This window comes from Sandarakinorhabdus sp. FBCC-B8862, assembly GCF_059745315.1.
Genome location: NZ_CM185574.1, coordinates 532,331 through 547,629, shown reverse-complemented (window position 1 = coordinate 547,629; position 15,299 = coordinate 532,331). Strand labels below are relative to the sequence as shown.

Below are 15,299 nucleotides of genomic sequence, written 5' to 3'. Positions count from 1 at the left end.
GTTGATCCTGCTGGCGCCATTCCGGGCGACGTGTGTGCGCCGGCACTGGCAGACCATTGACGCCGCCAGATGAAGTTGACAAGGCGTCCCCATCATCATCAGCTTTGAACAGGTCCTATTGCAATGAAGACGGTAATTCTGGCCGGTGGCCTTGGCACCCGGCTTGGCGAAGAGACGGGTGTTCGCCCAAAGCCGATGGTGGAAATCGGAGGCATGCCGATTCTCTGGCATATCCTCAAAATCTATTCCGCTGCCGGCCTGAATGATTTCATCATCTGCCTTGGTTACAAAGGTTATGTGATTAAGGAATTTTTCGCCAATTACTTCCTGCACACCGCTGATGTGACCATCGACCTGCGCCAGAACAGTGTGGAGGTTCACCACGCTCGCAGCGAGCCGTGGCGGATCACCATGGTGGAAACCGGTGCCGATACCATGACAGGCGGTCGGCTGAAGGCGGTGAAGGATTATCTCACACCCGGCGAACCCTTCTGTTTCACCTATGGCGACGGCGTGGCCGATATTGACGTGGCCAAGCTCGTTGCATTCCACAAGGCCCACGGCCGCAAGGCAACCATCACCGCCGTCTCGCCTCCCGGACGTTTTGGCGCGCTGGAATTGTCACCCGCCAACGAGGTGCTGCGCTTCAAGGAAAAGCCGGCCGGCGATGGCGGCCTGATCAACGGCGGCTTCTTCGTTGCCGATCCGTCGGTGCTTGATCTCGTCGCCGGCCCGTCTTCAATCTGGGAACAGGAACCACTCGAAGCGCTGGCGCACGGCGGCGATCTGGTGGCCTATCACCACAACGGCTTCTGGCAGCCAATGGACACGGTGCGTGACAAGCAGCTGCTTGAGGATTTGTGGTCCAAGGGCAATGCGCCCTGGAAGCTGTGGTAACGCAAGTTGCGTGTTCAGGCCTGGTTCCACCGCAAGGGCCGGGGCCCAATGCCATGACGTTGCACAGCCTGCCATACCTCGATCAGCGTCAGCAGTGACAGGATGATGGCAACCAGGATGATCAGGCCGGGTCGGATCAGCGGCGCCAGCGTGATCGAATAGCTGATGATCGTCGTGGTACCACCGATATAAGTGTCGCGCACCACGGGCAAAACGCTTGCCAAGGGGATATCATAGGGAATGGCAAGCACATAGCCGAGGCAGATCAAGGTCTTGCGCAGCACGCCTTTCCACGGTTCCATCATGATCAGCAACAGGAAATAGGCCGGCGTATAGCCCCCGGTTTCCGTTGTGATGATTGCCAACAGCACGCCCAGATTGATCAACCGCCAGGATGGCACCGCCTCAGGACGCAAGGCGACCGAGATGGCCGAAAGCACGACCAACGCCTGGGTGGCCAACAGCAGCGCGGTGAGGCCGGACAACACCAGGTTCAACGTGAAGGAATCGATGAACAGGGCCAAAGGCAGATTGTCGCTCTGCAGAAAGGCAATCAGCGGCTGATAGGATGTGGCCGGCCACAGGTCGAGGATCTGGGATGCAACCGCGTTGGACCAGTTCGTCAGGTTGCGCACAATTTCAAACGGTGTGCCATAGCCATGAATGACATAGGACAGCATATAGACAAATATTGTCGACAGCACGATCAGCTCAACGCGAAACCATTGCCGCTTCAAAACCAATGGCAGAAATGCCGAAATCAGATAGATTTTGAAATTGATTGCCATGGCGGCAAAAACGGCGCGCGTGCGCGTTGATGACAGCAATGGCGTGACTGCCAGCAGAAAGCAGGTGTACGCCACAAGCAGAAGGTTGCCACGCTCAACGGCGTCGAGCATTGGCCAGCCAAATCCGGCGCAACAGGTCCGCAGTGGCGCCGTTTTCGGATCGATCTTCTTGAGCGCCCGATAAGTCAGCACGATGTTGATCGCCAGCAGGGCCCAGATCATCACGATGCCCAGCCAGTCGCAATCGCGCGCGGCATAGCCGGCGCTGGTGTCGTAATCGCGGAACTTCGGATAGCAACGATCGATGCCGACAAGGCGCAGAAACACGAAGGTCAACGGCGGATAAAGGGTTGTCCACGTGTCATAGGCACCCTCACTCCGGGCCCAGAATGCCGTGTTGAACCAATCCCCGTAAACATCGCCTGGTTCGTAGAAGAACGGCGGTGGCAGATAGCCATTGTCCCACGTGAACAGGATCGCGTTTATGATCGCTGCGATGATGGCCAGCGCAAACAGCGTTTCGATGCGGCGCTCGTCGCGGAGACAGCCGACAAGCGCCTTCAAGAGTCAGCGCCTTTCCGGAACACAAACCTGGCAAGGACAAAATAATTGATGACCGACACGATGCCGACGGTCAGCAGGCCGGCACCATAGGGATTTGAAACGACGCTGCTGATCACCCGCAGGGTCGCCACCGACAGGATATAGTTCACCCCATAAGACAACACGAACCGGCCCGCGGAGCCTTGCGTATCGCGAAATGCGTGACGGCTATAGGTGAACCAGTTGAACGCAACCCCCAGCACATGCCCAATGGCTTGCGCCACATAGATGTTGAGGCCAATGGCGACCATGCCGGCATAGAGACCATAGCCGAACAGCGTGTTGATGATGCCAGCCTGATAATATCGCCACAGCTGGCGCCAACGGGAAAAGGCGGGAAGGGCGGTCACCGGCCATAGCCCGGCGGAAAGTTCACGCGTTCGCGTTCGTTCACCAGTGGCTGGTTGCGCGTACGGTCCGAAATCAAGGCAATCTGCACCCCAATCAGGCCCAGGAAACCAAACAGCAGGGTGAATTGGCCTTGCAGCAGGGCCGCCAGCAGCCACAATTGCACAGATCGGCCGGTGAACGCGGCACCCACGGCGCCGGCGAGGCAAACCAGGGTAACGATTGCGAACAGGAACGCGATGTAGAGCGGCATGCGCAACAGGTTCTTCGACGAACCGGCAAGGCCGTTGAGCGCAAAATCCAGCAGCGAGAAGAAATTGTTGTTGGACCGGCCACCGGCGCGTGGCGGCCGTGCATAGGAGATCGTTTCGATCTGATAGCCTGACTCGACCAGCATCCCGCGCACGAACGGATGCGGTTCGTTCATCCGCTTCAGCGCGTCCACCACCTTGCGGTCATACAGCCCGAAGCCGGTGGCATTGGGGATGATGGGATAGTCGCCAAACCGCCGCTGCAACTGGTACGACAGATCGCGGAAGAAGGAGAGGAACGGGCCCGACTTTTCCGCCTCGCGAACGCCCAGAACAATTGGCACACCGGCCTGCCAGCGCCGCACGAATTCGGGCAGCAACTTGGGAGAATCCTGGAAATCCGAACACATGGAAATCACGGCGCGGCCAGCGGCGGAGTAAATGCCGTGCGTGGGCGAACGCATCTGCCCGAAATTGCGCGTGTTGATGATCAACCGGATGCGCGGATCGCGGGCGCACAGGCCGCGGACGAGCTCAACCGTCCGATCCTGGGATTCGTTGTCGATGAAAATCAGATCAAACCGGATGCCAAGTGGTTCCAACTCGGCAATCACCGCTGCGGCAATTGCTTCGACATTGGCTTCCTCGTTCCGGCAGGCCAGCACGACCGAAACGTCGATCTGCCCGTCCGGCGCTGCGAATTCTGCCACGGTCGCCTCCGAAGCCACCATTTGGCTCATGGCTGGGTCACCTTGCGGCCGGGTGGCGGGCGAAGGCGGTAAAACTCCACCGCTGCCCACAGCGCGGCAAGAAAAATGGCCAATGTGGCGCCGGGCCACCACAGCTGGCGGTCCGTGTCGATATAGGCCGGCTCCAGGATGCGCACATTGGCTGTGGAGGTGAGATCTTCCACGGACGTGCCTTGCAGGAAGCGCATGTAGCTGTCGTACAGGCTCTTGGCCATGTTGAGTTCGCGCTCCAGGCGGAACAACTGGCTCGAGGTCTGCACCACCTGACCCAGATTGGGATCCGCCGATGGTTTGGTGGCGCGGACCGCGGCAAGCTCGCGGGCCAATGCGCCCAGTTCCGCATCAATCTGGACAATCGCCGGGTTGCCCGACGCGTAGAGCGTGGACGCAACCTGGCGGGCGATCTGCTTTGCGCGAATGGCCGATTCCAACTGCAGAATGCGCTGGTTCACGGTGGGCAAGCTTGTTTCCGGCAGTGGTACGCGCAGGCCAAGTCGGAACCGGTCATACCGCGCTTGCGCCAATGCCAGCTTCACGCCGGCTTCATCGACCAACTTTTCGAGAACATTGCGCTTGTACGCCGTCTGCAGCCGGCTGATTGCCGAAAGCCGTTGGCGGATTTCTTCGGCGTAAGCAGAAACGAGATCGCGGGCGAGCGCTTGATCTGTCAGCTTGATTTCGATCAGCACAATACCGCCGCGCAGCGACCGGATTACGATGCGATCCGCCAGCCAGCGATGCAGCGCCAGCCGATCATCCTCATCCAGCCGTTGTGCGAGCTTGGTGCGCGCGATCACGGCCTCCCGCACGGCGACGCTGCCGCCAACGCGCAAGGCAACTTCAACGGCCGCCTGGCTGCCAAACACATTCGTCACAGCGCCCAACTGGCCCAAGGCGCCGGACAGACCGAGCGATGACGGGTCGGTCGGGGTCAGCGTCACGGCTGCACGATAGCGTTCCGGCACAAAAGCCGACACCGCTGCCAGTGCGATCAGAACAAGAAACAGGATCGCGCGATTCCGGAATCGCGACAGCTGCGCGATGCCGGCCAGCGAGCCGACCATCGATGGTGGCGCCTTCATCGTGTCACCGCAACCAGCGTGGCAGCCGTGATGCCAAGCCCAAACAGGGTTGTCGAAATATCCTTGAAGCGTGCCCAGAACAGGCTGCCCTGGGTGCGAACCGGCACGAAGACCACGTCCCCCGGCAAGGCCTGCGCATCAAGGGCGTTCAATCGGCGTGACAACACCTGGCCATTGGCGCGAATGACAATTGTATTGGCTCGATCGGCCGATCTGACCGCACCACCGGCATTTTCCAGCAAATCGCGGATCCGCAGCGTTCGACCTGGCTGCAGGAAAAAGCTCGTCGGCCGGTGGACCGCGCCGAACACACCGACAACGCTTGTCCGCGGCGGAATCACCACAGCATCATTGTTTTCCAGCACGATGTCATCCGGCAACGTCATCGCGCCCGGCGCAACATCCAGAACGACCCGGCCATCCGGTTTCACTTCCCGCAGCCGGGCCAATGTCGCAGCTGCACTGCGCAATTGTCCGTCACGATCACCTTCATTGAGGCCGATCTGCTGCGCCAACGGCGCCGAGGCGATCGTGAGTTCCAACTGGCGCAGCGCTTCCTCATAATTGGCCTGTTGCTGCACCTTCACCATCTGGCGGGTGAAACGGGCGGCAAATGGGTAGGCGCGGTCGGTCAGGCCACCGGCCTTTTGCAGCACGTCGGCCAGGCGGCTGCCGGCGGGCAGGTAATAATTCCCCGGCCGAGCGACTTCGCCTTCAACACGCACCAGCATTGATTGCTGGTTGGTTGGCTGGATCAGGCTGCCCTGCGAGAGCATCTGCACGATATCGCCCGCTTCGGCCGGAACCCCGGCAGCGCCAGGCAGCGGGATCATTTGCGGGCCGGCTTGCTCCGGCTTTCCAGACCGGTAGAGCACCAATTGCGAAGCATCGGCCAGGGTGTTGGGGCCGCCGGCCACCTTCACGGCGTCAGCCAGGGTTTCGCCCTGGCGAAGTTCATAAATGGCTTCATCCTGCACACTGCCGATCACCGCTACTTGCGGCCCGGCCGGCGGGATGAACAGAACATCCTCGTTCTGCAGGGCAATATCCGTGATCCGGCGGCCACCACGCAGCAGGTCATAAAGATCGAACGAGCCGATCTCGCGGCTGTTGCGATAGACCTTGATCGACCGGAAACTGCCGCCTGCCGCGGGCCCTCCCGCTTGCAGCACGGCGTTGGCCACCGTTGACAGGCCAGACAGTGTGAAACTGCCCGGTCGGGCTGCAAAGCCGGTCACATAGACCCTGATGCCGCGCAGTTCCCTGACCACAACATTGACCGTGAAATTGCGAAAACGAGACCCGATGGCCTGTGCCAAGCGGTCCCGCAACTCGGCGTTGCGATATCCAGCAACGCGCACCGCACCAACTTCGGTAATGAACACCCGGCCATTGGTATCAACATCAAGCGTGGTGGTGCCATTGAGCGAGCCGGTCAGGCCCAGTTCAATCTTGTCACCCGGCTGAATCACATAATCGGCCGGCACCGTGGCAGTGGCCGGGGTCGCAAAATCCCGGCCGCCTGGCAGCAGCAACGTGTCGCCAAAACGGCGCAGTTTGCGGCCCAGCAAGCGTTCCATCAGCAGTTCGAACTCGCCGGGGCGTGCGGGCTCAAGTGCCGGCAACCGCTCTTCGCTGTTGCCAGCCTCGCCGGCTCTGGCCGCCAACAGTTGCTGCAGCGTGATCGTCCGCTGGGAGGCATCTTCGATCGAGGATGCCCGCAGCGGCTGGTTGCCGATGAACGGGTTCTGTTGCGCGCCTGCGTTGGCTGCGCTGGCCGACGGATCGCTCGCGCCGGCCAGGCTCGCACGGGTATCCGTCTGCGATTGCTGCTGTTGCGCCTGAGCGGCAGACAGGCCTGCCAGGGCACAGACGATCATTGGCAAGCTGCGCAGGCCGTTGCGGCCAACCAACCCGTGGAACATGCGATATCCGATCAATGTGTTTGCAGCCATTGGGCTGTTTCCCATATCTGCTCGCGAAGCGTCATGCTGCCCAATCGGTGGCGATGCAAGAGCTTCTGCCACGCGATGTCATCGCCAACATAGATATTGCTGTCGGCCTCGCTGATCGGGGCACGAACCATTGTTGTGCCAAACAGATCGGCAACAATGGCCGCCACATCAGCGAGTTCCTTCGGTGCGCCGCCACTGTCCACCAGCGTGACCGGCGGTGCCTCGGCACTCAGCAGCTCTGCCAAGGCTGCCGCCAGCACTTCCCGCACAGCCACATAGGATCGGAACACCTGCCGCGGTGCCTTCACTGTCACGGGCCCGCCGGCCAGGGCGGCACCAATGAAGCTGGCCAGTGCATAAGTCTCCGGCTTGTTCACATAGGGCCCTGACACGGCATAGATCCGGCAGATCATCGCCCGACGGCCATCGGTGGCCCAATCGGCGAAGCGCTGCTCGTCCTCGCGCTTCAACTGGCCATAAAGCCTCAGATCATCGGCGGCGCTGGCATCGTCAGCAAAGGCGGCTGCACCAGATGACGCCAGAAACAAGCGATCGACTCCAGCGGACAGCAATCCAGCCATCACGCGATCCGATACGGCCCGATTGGCCGTTATGTAACGGTCGCGGTCCATGCCGGCCACCTTGTCCTTGGTCAGGAAGGCGAGGTGAAAGGCCAACGATGGCGCAGGTTCAAGATCGGTCAGCGTTTCAAGCGGCTGCTGCGAAACCTTGATGGTTGACGAAAGTTCAATGTCGCGTGCCGAAGATCCGAAGGCGACGACGCGCCGGGAGAACTCGCCCGGCCCAAGGCACTGCCACAGCAGGGCCAGCAACGTGCGGCCTATCCAGCCACCAGCACCAATCACCAATATCCGCCGCCGGTCCGAACGCACGTTGTTTGCAACGCTGTCGGCAAGGGCCAGCCCGGTCGGAAGCATGGCCGCTTGCCGGGTCATGGTCGCTCGATGCCAGCCAGATAGTCGATTTCCGGGCTCATCCGGTCAATCGGATTGGACTCCATCGAACCAGAAGCGGTGATTCTGCTCGAAATCTTCGGGAAATAGGTCTGCTCGGGATCAACCGGCACGATGAACACATGCAGGCCATCCGCATTGAACCGGTCGAGAAATTCCTGATTCTCCGCGAAGTTCTGCGGCACCGTCATCACCGGAGCGTCCCAGGCGGCAAACAGCCGGGTCCAGTCCGGCAACCCCAGGCCAGACTGGCGGTCGCAACCCAGATATTTGCCGTTGAAATAGCTGCGCTGCGTCATGCGGATCGAGGCATGACCCTGGTCATGGAAGATGAAGATTTTCAGGTTCAACCCGTTGACAGCCGCCGTGCCCATCTCCTGGCAATTCTGGGCAAAGCCACCATCACCTTCCACCAGGATGGTGCGGCGGCCATCGCCGGCAATAGCCGCCCCGATCGCGCCCGACAGGCCATAACCCATCGAGGCCAGCGACTTGTTGGTGATCACCCGCTGGCCAAGCTTTTGCTGATAAAGTTGCATCGACAGGGTGAATGCGCTGCCGCTGGAGCATGGAATGAACAGATCGTCGGCCTTGGTCAGCTGTTCGATACCAACCACGAACGCATAGGGTGACAGATAGCTCTCACCGGTGTTGTTCACATCCTCGATGCGGGGCACGGCAGCCCGCACCTGGCGGCCATAGGCCAGCCATTCGTCCTTGCGCGCAAGCTCGGCCGCCAGCAGGCGGCGGAAAAAGTCATTGGCATCGGCGCACAGGCCAATGTCCACGCGCGGATGCCCCTTGCCGAGTTCCTGCGGATCAATCTCGACCTGGACGATCGTCGCTTCGCGGCCAAACTCCTGCCAGTTGAAGCCGGTCTGCTGCAGGCCCAACCTGGTGCCGACGGCAATGATCAGATCGGACTGCTGGATCAGGATGTTTGCACTGCGCTGACCCCAGGTGTTCGGCCGTCCGAGATAATTGGGCGCATTGCCATCGATCCGGTCCGCACCGTTATAGGTGGTCATCACCGGCACGCCCAGCGACTCGAGCCGTTCTGCGAGTGGCAGGGCGACATCATGGTCGACGCCGCCGCCAACGAGCAGCACGGGCCGCTGGGCCCTGTTGTACAGGGCAACCACGCGATCAAGTTCGGCTTGGTCCACCACGGGAAGTGCTGGCGCCTCGATCGCGGGCAACGCGGTTTCTTCAACCTGCCGTGCCTGGATATCGAGCGGAATTTCAATGAACACCGGGCCCTTGCGCGGCGTCCAGCTCGGCTTCAACAGTTCCAGGAACCCGGCGGCGTCGACGACCTCGTCCAACCGGTGCGACAGCTTGGTTGTCGACTTGACCAGCTCCACCCCGTCGATTTCCTGGATACCACGCGAACGCAGCTGCTGGCGGGCAAGATCGGCTGTCTTGACCTGCCCCCCGATCACCAGAAGTTCACGGCTTTCCAGCCAGGCGCCCGAAATCGCCGTGACGATGTTGGTCAGGCCCGGCCCGGCCGTGACGAGTGCAAGTGCCTTGGCGGGATGCGCCACGACATTGAAATATTCGGCCGCAATCCCGGCAGCCACTTCGTGCACGACGGGAACGCCGGTCAGATATCTGTCCAGGCTTTCGGTCAGGTGCATGATGTTCCCGCCACCCACATAGAAATAATGGGTGTAGCCGGCCGCGTGCAGCCAGGCGGCGATCTGGTCGCTGTACTTGATCACGCCGGTTGCTCCGTAAGGGACAGGAGTGACGAGATGATATAGATGATCTGCGGAGCCGACAGGCTGCCCGGCGTGCCCTGATCATAGCCCCAATCGGCATGCAACGGCAGATGGATATGGCCTTCGAACGGTTCCAGGTGGCTGTTCATGTCGTCGACATAGACGATCAGCCACTGCCCCCGGTCCAGCCAGCCCTGCTCCTTCGCCACGGCCAGTTTGCTGCCGGCGCGCCGGATGTCTTCCTGACCGAACACCGGCAGAACATCAGCCTGGTGGAAGCGCAGCGCTTCAACAATCGATTGCACATTGCGCGTCGACAGGATGGCAAAACGGTCTGGATGGGCAACAAGATAGGGTTTGAGGAGATAGAAGAAATCGTAAGGCGGCATCACCTTCGGCCATTCGGGATCCTGCATCAGGATCTTGCGCGTCTCGAAAAATTTCTTCGCAAATTGCCAGTCTTCTTCAACGGGTTGCAACATCGGCACGGAGGAAGCCTTGGTGGCAAGCCGCTTGCTGTAGAGGCGGTTATATTGCCAGGCGTCCGTCACAAAACCGCGGAACTCGAGAAATTCCTCGTACACCACGTCATCGCGGTAGCTGGGGTCACCGGCCACCGTGCGGTTGGCCACAGTGAAGGCTTCGAAGGCGCTGTTGAACAGCACGCCATCGAAATCGAGAAGGAATTTGACCTGCATCAGACGCGCGCTTGCAACTGGCCAAGGCGCTGCTCGGCGGCCTTCACGATGTTGCCAAAGGCTGTCTGCTGCAGCTGCAGCAGGGCCTTCTCAACGCCAAACGCCACTTCCAGCGCGCCGGGCTTCAGTGCGCTGGCAATCGGCATGACGCACTTGCGGGTTTCAACGGCATCAAGAAGCGATGCCAGTTCCGCATCATTGTGCAGCAGTTCGAGCGTGCGCTTGTTGACGCTGCCGCCCATGGTCACGCCCAGACCGCGCGCGCGGGCCGCACGGGCCACCGTCTTCACCATCCCGATCGTCTCCGGGCTGTCAACGCCAGAGCCGCCATAACTGTCGGTCAGGTCGGTCCGGCCGATGGTGACCTCCGTCAACTTTTTCCCCGCGTCCAGGATCTGATCGATGCGTTGCACGGCATCAACGGTCTCGATGGTGACGCCGACATGATGAAAGGCCCCGGCCGGCAGCATCGCCATATATTTGCGCATGGCGAAGGCGCTTTCGATCATCGGGGCAACGATCCTGTCGATCCCCATCATCATCAGGAAACGCATGTCGGACTTGGCTTCGCAGCCGCCGATCTTCACCAGATAGGGCAAGGCGTGGCGCGCCGCAAACAGGGCTTCGGCTGCAACGCTGTCGCGCGACAGTCCCTCCGCCTCGAACTCGCCTTTCACGGCGACGATGCCGGTAATGTCCATCATGATCGGACCTCTTGTTGTTCTTGTCTTTTCACCACGCTCAGCGCGCGGCGAGGAATGCTTTCAGAGTGTCATCAAGATACGAGAAGTGATCGTCGACGAGGCCAGGGAACACCCCCAGCCAGAACGTCCGCTCGGTCACGATGTCGGCGTTGGTCAGGTCGCCGACAACCTTATAATTGCGACCACGGAAATAGGGCTGCTTGATGATGTTGCCGCCGAACAGCAGGCGGGTGCCTATGCGATGGGCATCGAAATGCTTGGTCAGTTCTTCACGGGCAAAGGGCGCACCCTCGCGCAGGGTCAGCGGGAAGCCGAACCAGCTCGGCTCGCTGCGCGGCGTGGCTTCGGGCAGGATGAAAAACTCCTCATACTGCTTGAACAGCGCCGTCAGCTTGGCAAAGTTGGCGCGGCGGGCCGCGATGAAGTCATCCAGCCGTTCCAACTGGCCCACACCCACGGCCGCCTGCATGTCGGTGATCTTCAGGTTATAGCCGGCGTGGCTGTAGGTATATTTGTGGTCGTACCCAAACGGCAGCTGACCCAGCGCACGGCCAAACCGCTTGCCGCAGGTGTTGTCCATGCCCGGTGCGCACCAGCAATCGCGGCCCCAGTCGCGCATGGATTCGATCACCCGCTTCAGGCGCGGCTTGTCGGTGAACACGGCGCCGCCCTCACCCATGGTGATATGGTGCGCTGGATAGAAGGACAGGGTGCCGATGTCGCCAAAGGTGCCGACCATGCGGCCATCATAGGTGGCGCCGAGCGCATCGCAGGTGTCTTCCACCACCCACAGATCATATTTCTCGGCCACGCGCATCACTTCGGCCAGGTCAAAGGGGTTGCCAAGCGTATGCGCAACCATGATGGCGCGGGTGCGCGGCGTGATCGCCGCTTCGATCATCTCTGGCTTGATGTTGTAGGTCGGCAGGTCAACGTCCACAAACACCGGCACCAGGCCATATTGCAGGCTGGGGTTGATGGTGGTCGGGAAGCCGGTCGCGACCGTGATCACCTCGTCGCCCGGCTGCAGCGCATCGCCGCGCAGATAAGGTGAGCACAACGACGACAGGGCAAGCAGATTGGCCGAAGAGCCGGAGTTGGTGGTGAGCAGATGCTTCACCCCCAGACGGGCCGCCAGCTTGGCTTCGAATTCGGTGTTGAAACGGCCGGTGGTCAGCCAGAAGTCCAGCGCACTGTCCACCAGCAGCTGCATCTCTTCGTGGCCATAGACCTTGCCTGAAACCGGCACCGGGCTTTGCCCCGGCACGAACGGCTTGGGCGCATGGGCAACGCGATGATATTCAGCCACCAAATCCATGATCTGGGCGCGGATGCGGCCGGCATCAGTATCAGGTGCTGCGTTGTCGCTGGGGGCAACGGCAACGGCAGCGGCAGAACTGGCAAAACTCATGCAATGTTCCTGTTCGACTCAAAGTTGCGGGTACGAAAGCGATTGATCTGGTCAAGGGTGATCGCCCGGGCATCGCCGCCATCTGCGACGAACTGGTGCCATTCCACGATCCACGCCAGCGCCTCAGCCAGACGCAAGGTCGGGCGCCAGCCCAGAAGGTTGCGCGCCTTGGCGCAATCCAGCTTCAGCAGATGCGCCTCGTGCGGCACGGCGCCTTCCCACCGCTTCCATTGGCCCGGCACGCCCCACAGGCGGGCCAGTTCGGCAACGATCCAGGCAACGGGCTGGGTGTCATCATCCCCCGGGCCGAAATTCCATGGTTCTGCCACGCGGGCATCACCAGCCAGCAGGCGTTCGGCTATATCGACATAGGCGAACACCGCCTCCAGCACGTGTTGCCACGGCCGGATGGCGCCAGGCGACCGGATGGTTGGCGCTTCGCCAGCAAGGAAGGCGCGGATCAGATCCGGGACCAGCCGGTCTGCCGCCCAATCGCCGCCGCCAATCACATTGCCGGCCCGCACCGAAGCAAGGCCGGTTCCGTGGCGCGCCAGTTCATTTGCCGGGAAAAAACTGTTGCGGAAACTGGCAATCACCAGTTCGGCGGCACCCTTGCTGGCGCTATAGGGATCATGCCCGCCCATCGGGTCATTCTCGCGATAGGGCCAGACCCATTCGCGGTTTTCATAGCACTTGTCCGACGTGACAGCGACGATGGCGCGCACGCCGCCAACCCGTCGGGCCGCATCGAGCACATGGGCCGTGCCCAGCACGTTGGTGGCAAAGGTTTCCACCGGCTGGTCATAGGAATAGCGCACGAGCGGCTGTGCCGCGAGATGGAAGATCACATCGGGGCGGCAGTCGGCGACCACGTCGGCAACCAGCGCCTGTTCGCGGATGTCGCCGGTGATGTGGGTGATGCCATCGCCAACCCGCGCCTGGTCAAACAGGGCCGGATCGCTGGGCGCCGGGAGGGACAATCCAGTCACACGCGCGCCAAGCTGGCCAAGCAGCAGCGTCAGCCAGCCGCCCTTGAAGCCGGTATGGCCGGTGACGAGAACCGATTTGTCGGACCAGTTGGTCATGAAAAGACGCTCGACGGCCACGCGCGGGACGCCTCACCCCGAACCATCAACAACGAGCCTGCTCCACAAAGGCAGCTCGCGACCGCGCCCGACACAGATCGAATCCTCTCTCAGTTGCAACAGGATAGCTGCGATCAATGCAACGCATGATGCGGCTCATTCCTTCGCAGCCGTTAGACCCCACACGACACGCGACAGAGAGGGCGAACTATTGATTGGCAGGGCGTATGTCAATCGCCAGCAGTTCCTTACAGCGCCGTAATTTTGTATTTTGCTGGTGCGACATTTCCGCACCGCACCGCTCAAGCCGGATCATCATACAACAGGGTGATGCTGATCCGCCGGTTGCGCGGGTCGGTGGGATTGTCCTTTATATACGGGTCGGTGTCGGCCACGCCTTCGATGCGGCGGAAACGTTCGCCGGGGATGCCGGCGCCCATCAGCAGCCGGCGGGTGGCATCGGCACGGGCGGTTGAAAGACTCCAGTTGGATCTGTCGCCCGATCGGGAAAATCCCAGCGCATCGGTATGCCCACGCACGGTCAGCCGGTTGGGCGTGTCGCTGATCGCCTGCGCCACCGTCTGCACCAGCCGGCCGGCGGCCTGGGTGGGGGCGGCGGTGCCCAGCGCGAACATGGTGAAATCGGCGCGCTCCACCAGATCGATGCGCAGGCCATCGCGGGTCTTTACGAATTTCACCTGGCCCTGCAGGCCCTTCAGGGTCGGGTCCGCCGCCATCTTACGCTTGATCAACTGGGTCAGCTGCTCGAACGCCTGGCGCTGTGCATCGCGGCCCTGGCCTTGTTCACGGTCGGGGCTGGGGGTGCTGTTGTCGCTGCCCGCCGCGGTCACCGGCCGCCGCCCTTCGGTTTCCGGCCGCACCGACGTGCCATCGGGCGCCACCACCGATCTGCCGCCGAACAGCCCGTTCGACCCGCCGCTGTTCTGCATCTGGATCACGGTCGGGGTGAAATAATCGGCAATGCCCTTGCGCTGCTTTTCGGTGGTGGCGCCCAGGATCCACAACAGCATGAAAAACGCCATCATCGCCGTCACGAAATCGGCATAGGCAATCTTCCACGCGCCGCCGTGATGGCCATGGCCATGGCCCTTGACCTTCTTGATGATGATTTCGGGCTCGATCAGGCCTTCGGGCTTCACTTCGCCGTCCTCATGCCATCAAAAATCTCGCTGAAGCTGGGCTGGTGGGTGGGGCTGATCGCGGTGCGTGCCGCCTCGATCACCAGCGGCTGCGGCTGGCCCTTCAGGGTCGCCACGATCACGCGGCGCACCACCAGGTAAATCTCGCTGTCCTCATCGATCACCGCCTTCAGCCGCGATGCCAGCGGGCCGACCATGCCGTAACTGAGCAGCACGCCCAGGAATGTGCCGACCAGCGCCGAACCCACCATGGCCCCCAATATGGCCGGCGGCTTGTCGATGCTGCCCATTGTCTTGATCACGCCCAGCACGGCCGCCACGATGCCCAGCGCCGGTAACGCGTCCGACATGGTCTGCAGCCGCTCCACCGGCTTCAGCGCGGCGTGGTGATGCGTCTCGATATGGGTATCGATCACCTCCTCCACCGCCATGGGTGACAAGGTGCCGGTGGAAACCACCAGCAGCCGGATCGAATCCGTCACCAGGCTGATGAAGAATTGATCGCCGGCAAACTGGGGATATTCGGCAAAGATGCTCGATGATTTCGGGTCCTCGATATGGGGCTCCACGGCCGTTGGCCCATCGGTGCGGAACAACCGCATCAACCGCGCCGTCAGGAAGATCGCCGCGCCATAATCGGCCTTCTTGTACTTGGGGCCCTTCACCACGCGGCCCAGCCCGCTGCCCATTTCCTTGATGCCCTTGATGTCGGTCGCCACCAGCGTCGCGCCGGCCGCCGCCCCGCCAATGATCAGGAATTCGTGCGGCAGCGCGTGCAGCACCGGGCCCAGGCTGCCGCCGGTGATGGCAAAGCCGCCAAACACCATGACAATCAGCACGACGAGTCCAACGATGGACAGCATGGATAGG

Annotated in this window: 14 protein-coding genes; 1 reads left to right on the top strand and 13 read right to left on the bottom strand. The window is 61.5% G+C overall.

Going from position 1 to position 15,299, the window contains the following annotated elements; all coding sequences use genetic code 11:
- Positions 1 to 123: 123 nt before the first annotated feature.
- On the top strand, positions 124 to 897 hold the full coding sequence (gene rfbF / locus AC6BOR_RS02610; RefSeq protein ID WP_086116481.1) for a glucose-1-phosphate cytidylyltransferase: 774 nt from the start codon (positions 124 to 126) through the stop codon (positions 895 to 897).
- 14 nt (positions 898 to 911) lie between these two features.
- Here the strand turns inward: rfbF and AC6BOR_RS02605 are convergent, their stop codons facing one another.
- The 13 genes from AC6BOR_RS02605 to motA form a co-directional block, all read right to left on the bottom strand.
- Positions 912 to 2,249: a hypothetical protein gene (locus AC6BOR_RS02605; RefSeq protein ID WP_498059666.1), complete on the bottom strand. Its 1,338-nt coding sequence runs from the start codon at positions 2,247 to 2,249 to the stop codon at positions 912 to 914.
- Entirely contained in the window at positions 2,246 to 2,638 is a 393-nt protein-coding gene (locus AC6BOR_RS02600; protein ID WP_498059665.1) for a GtrA family protein, read from the bottom strand. The genes AC6BOR_RS02605 and AC6BOR_RS02600 overlap by 4 nt, the downstream gene beginning before the upstream one ends.
- Positions 2,635 to 3,627, bottom strand: a complete 993-nt coding sequence (locus AC6BOR_RS02595; protein ID WP_498059664.1) for a glycosyltransferase family 2 protein — start codon at positions 3,625 to 3,627, stop codon at positions 2,635 to 2,637. Before AC6BOR_RS02595 ends, AC6BOR_RS02600 begins: the two co-directional genes overlap by 4 nt.
- Positions 3,624 to 4,700, bottom strand: coding sequence for a GumC domain-containing protein (locus AC6BOR_RS02590; protein WP_498059663.1), 1,077 nt, complete (start codon positions 4,698 to 4,700; stop codon positions 3,624 to 3,626). The genes AC6BOR_RS02595 and AC6BOR_RS02590 overlap by 4 nt, the downstream gene beginning before the upstream one ends.
- Positions 4,701 to 4,714: 14 nt before the next feature.
- Entirely contained in the window at positions 4,715 to 6,673 is a 1,959-nt protein-coding gene (locus tag AC6BOR_RS02585) for an SLBB domain-containing protein (protein WP_498059662.1), read from the bottom strand.
- Entirely contained in the window at positions 6,655 to 7,629 is a 975-nt protein-coding gene (locus AC6BOR_RS02580) for an NAD-dependent epimerase/dehydratase family protein (RefSeq protein WP_498059661.1), read from the bottom strand. The genes AC6BOR_RS02585 and AC6BOR_RS02580 overlap by 19 nt, the downstream gene beginning before the upstream one ends.
- Entirely contained in the window at positions 7,626 to 9,371 is a 1,746-nt protein-coding gene (locus AC6BOR_RS02575; protein ID WP_498059660.1) for a thiamine pyrophosphate-binding protein, read from the bottom strand. The genes AC6BOR_RS02580 and AC6BOR_RS02575 overlap by 4 nt, the downstream gene beginning before the upstream one ends.
- A complete protein-coding gene (locus AC6BOR_RS02570) occupies positions 9,368 to 10,069 on the bottom strand; it encodes a hypothetical protein (RefSeq protein WP_498059659.1) in 702 nt (233 codons plus the stop codon). The genes AC6BOR_RS02575 and AC6BOR_RS02570 overlap by 4 nt, the downstream gene beginning before the upstream one ends.
- Positions 10,069 to 10,773, bottom strand: a complete 705-nt coding sequence (locus AC6BOR_RS02565; protein WP_498059658.1) for an aldolase/citrate lyase family protein — start codon at positions 10,771 to 10,773, stop codon at positions 10,069 to 10,071. Before AC6BOR_RS02565 ends, AC6BOR_RS02570 begins: the two co-directional genes overlap by 1 nt.
- Before the next feature lie 37 nt (positions 10,774 to 10,810).
- The gene (gene rfbH / locus AC6BOR_RS02560; protein WP_086116473.1) at positions 10,811 to 12,184 is read right to left on the bottom strand and encodes a lipopolysaccharide biosynthesis protein RfbH; all 1,374 of its coding nucleotides are present in this window, start codon (positions 12,182 to 12,184) and stop codon (positions 10,811 to 10,813) included.
- A complete protein-coding gene (gene rfbG / locus AC6BOR_RS02555) occupies positions 12,181 to 13,269 on the bottom strand; it encodes a CDP-glucose 4,6-dehydratase (RefSeq protein WP_498059657.1) in 1,089 nt (362 codons plus the stop codon). Before rfbG ends, rfbH begins: the two co-directional genes overlap by 4 nt.
- 302 nt (positions 13,270 to 13,571) lie before the next feature.
- The gene (locus AC6BOR_RS02550; protein WP_498059656.1) at positions 13,572 to 14,429 is read right to left on the bottom strand and encodes a flagellar motor protein MotB; all 858 of its coding nucleotides are present in this window, start codon (positions 14,427 to 14,429) and stop codon (positions 13,572 to 13,574) included.
- The gene (gene motA, locus AC6BOR_RS02545) at positions 14,426 to 15,292 is read right to left on the bottom strand and encodes a flagellar motor stator protein MotA (RefSeq protein WP_498059655.1); all 867 of its coding nucleotides are present in this window, start codon (positions 15,290 to 15,292) and stop codon (positions 14,426 to 14,428) included. The genes AC6BOR_RS02550 and motA overlap by 4 nt, the downstream gene beginning before the upstream one ends.
- Positions 15,293 to 15,299: the final 7 nt, after the last annotated feature.

Excerpts from the sequence above, each read along its gene's own strand:
- AC6BOR_RS02590 (WP_498059663.1), bottom strand. The coding sequence starts at position 4,700 with ATGGTCGGCTCGCTGGCCGGCATCGCGCAGCTGTCGCGATTCCGGAAT.
- AC6BOR_RS02570 (WP_498059659.1), bottom strand. The coding sequence starts at position 10,069 with ATGCAGGTCAAATTCCTTCTCGATTTCGATGGCGTGCTGTTCAACAGC.
- rfbH (WP_086116473.1), bottom strand. The coding sequence starts at position 12,184 with ATGAGTTTTGCCAGTTCTGCCGCTGCCGTTGCCGTTGCCCCCAGCGAC.
- rfbF (WP_086116481.1), top strand. The coding sequence starts at position 124 with ATGAAGACGGTAATTCTGGCCGGTGGCCTTGGCACCCGGCTTGGCGAA.
- AC6BOR_RS02595 (WP_498059664.1), bottom strand. The coding sequence starts at position 3,627 with ATGAGCCAAATGGTGGCTTCGGAGGCGACCGTGGCAGAATTCGCAGCG.
- AC6BOR_RS02585 (WP_498059662.1), bottom strand. The coding sequence starts at position 6,673 with ATGGCTGCAAACACATTGATCGGATATCGCATGTTCCACGGGTTGGTT.
- motA (WP_498059655.1), bottom strand. The coding sequence starts at position 15,292 with ATGCTGTCCATCGTTGGACTCGTCGTGCTGATTGTCATGGTGTTTGGC.
- AC6BOR_RS02580 (WP_498059661.1), bottom strand. The coding sequence starts at position 7,629 with ATGACCCGGCAAGCGGCCATGCTTCCGACCGGGCTGGCCCTTGCCGAC.
- AC6BOR_RS02565 (WP_498059658.1), bottom strand. The coding sequence starts at position 10,773 with ATGATGGACATTACCGGCATCGTCGCCGTGAAAGGCGAGTTCGAGGCG.
- rfbG (WP_498059657.1), bottom strand. The coding sequence starts at position 13,269 with ATGACCAACTGGTCCGACAAATCGGTTCTCGTCACCGGCCATACCGGC.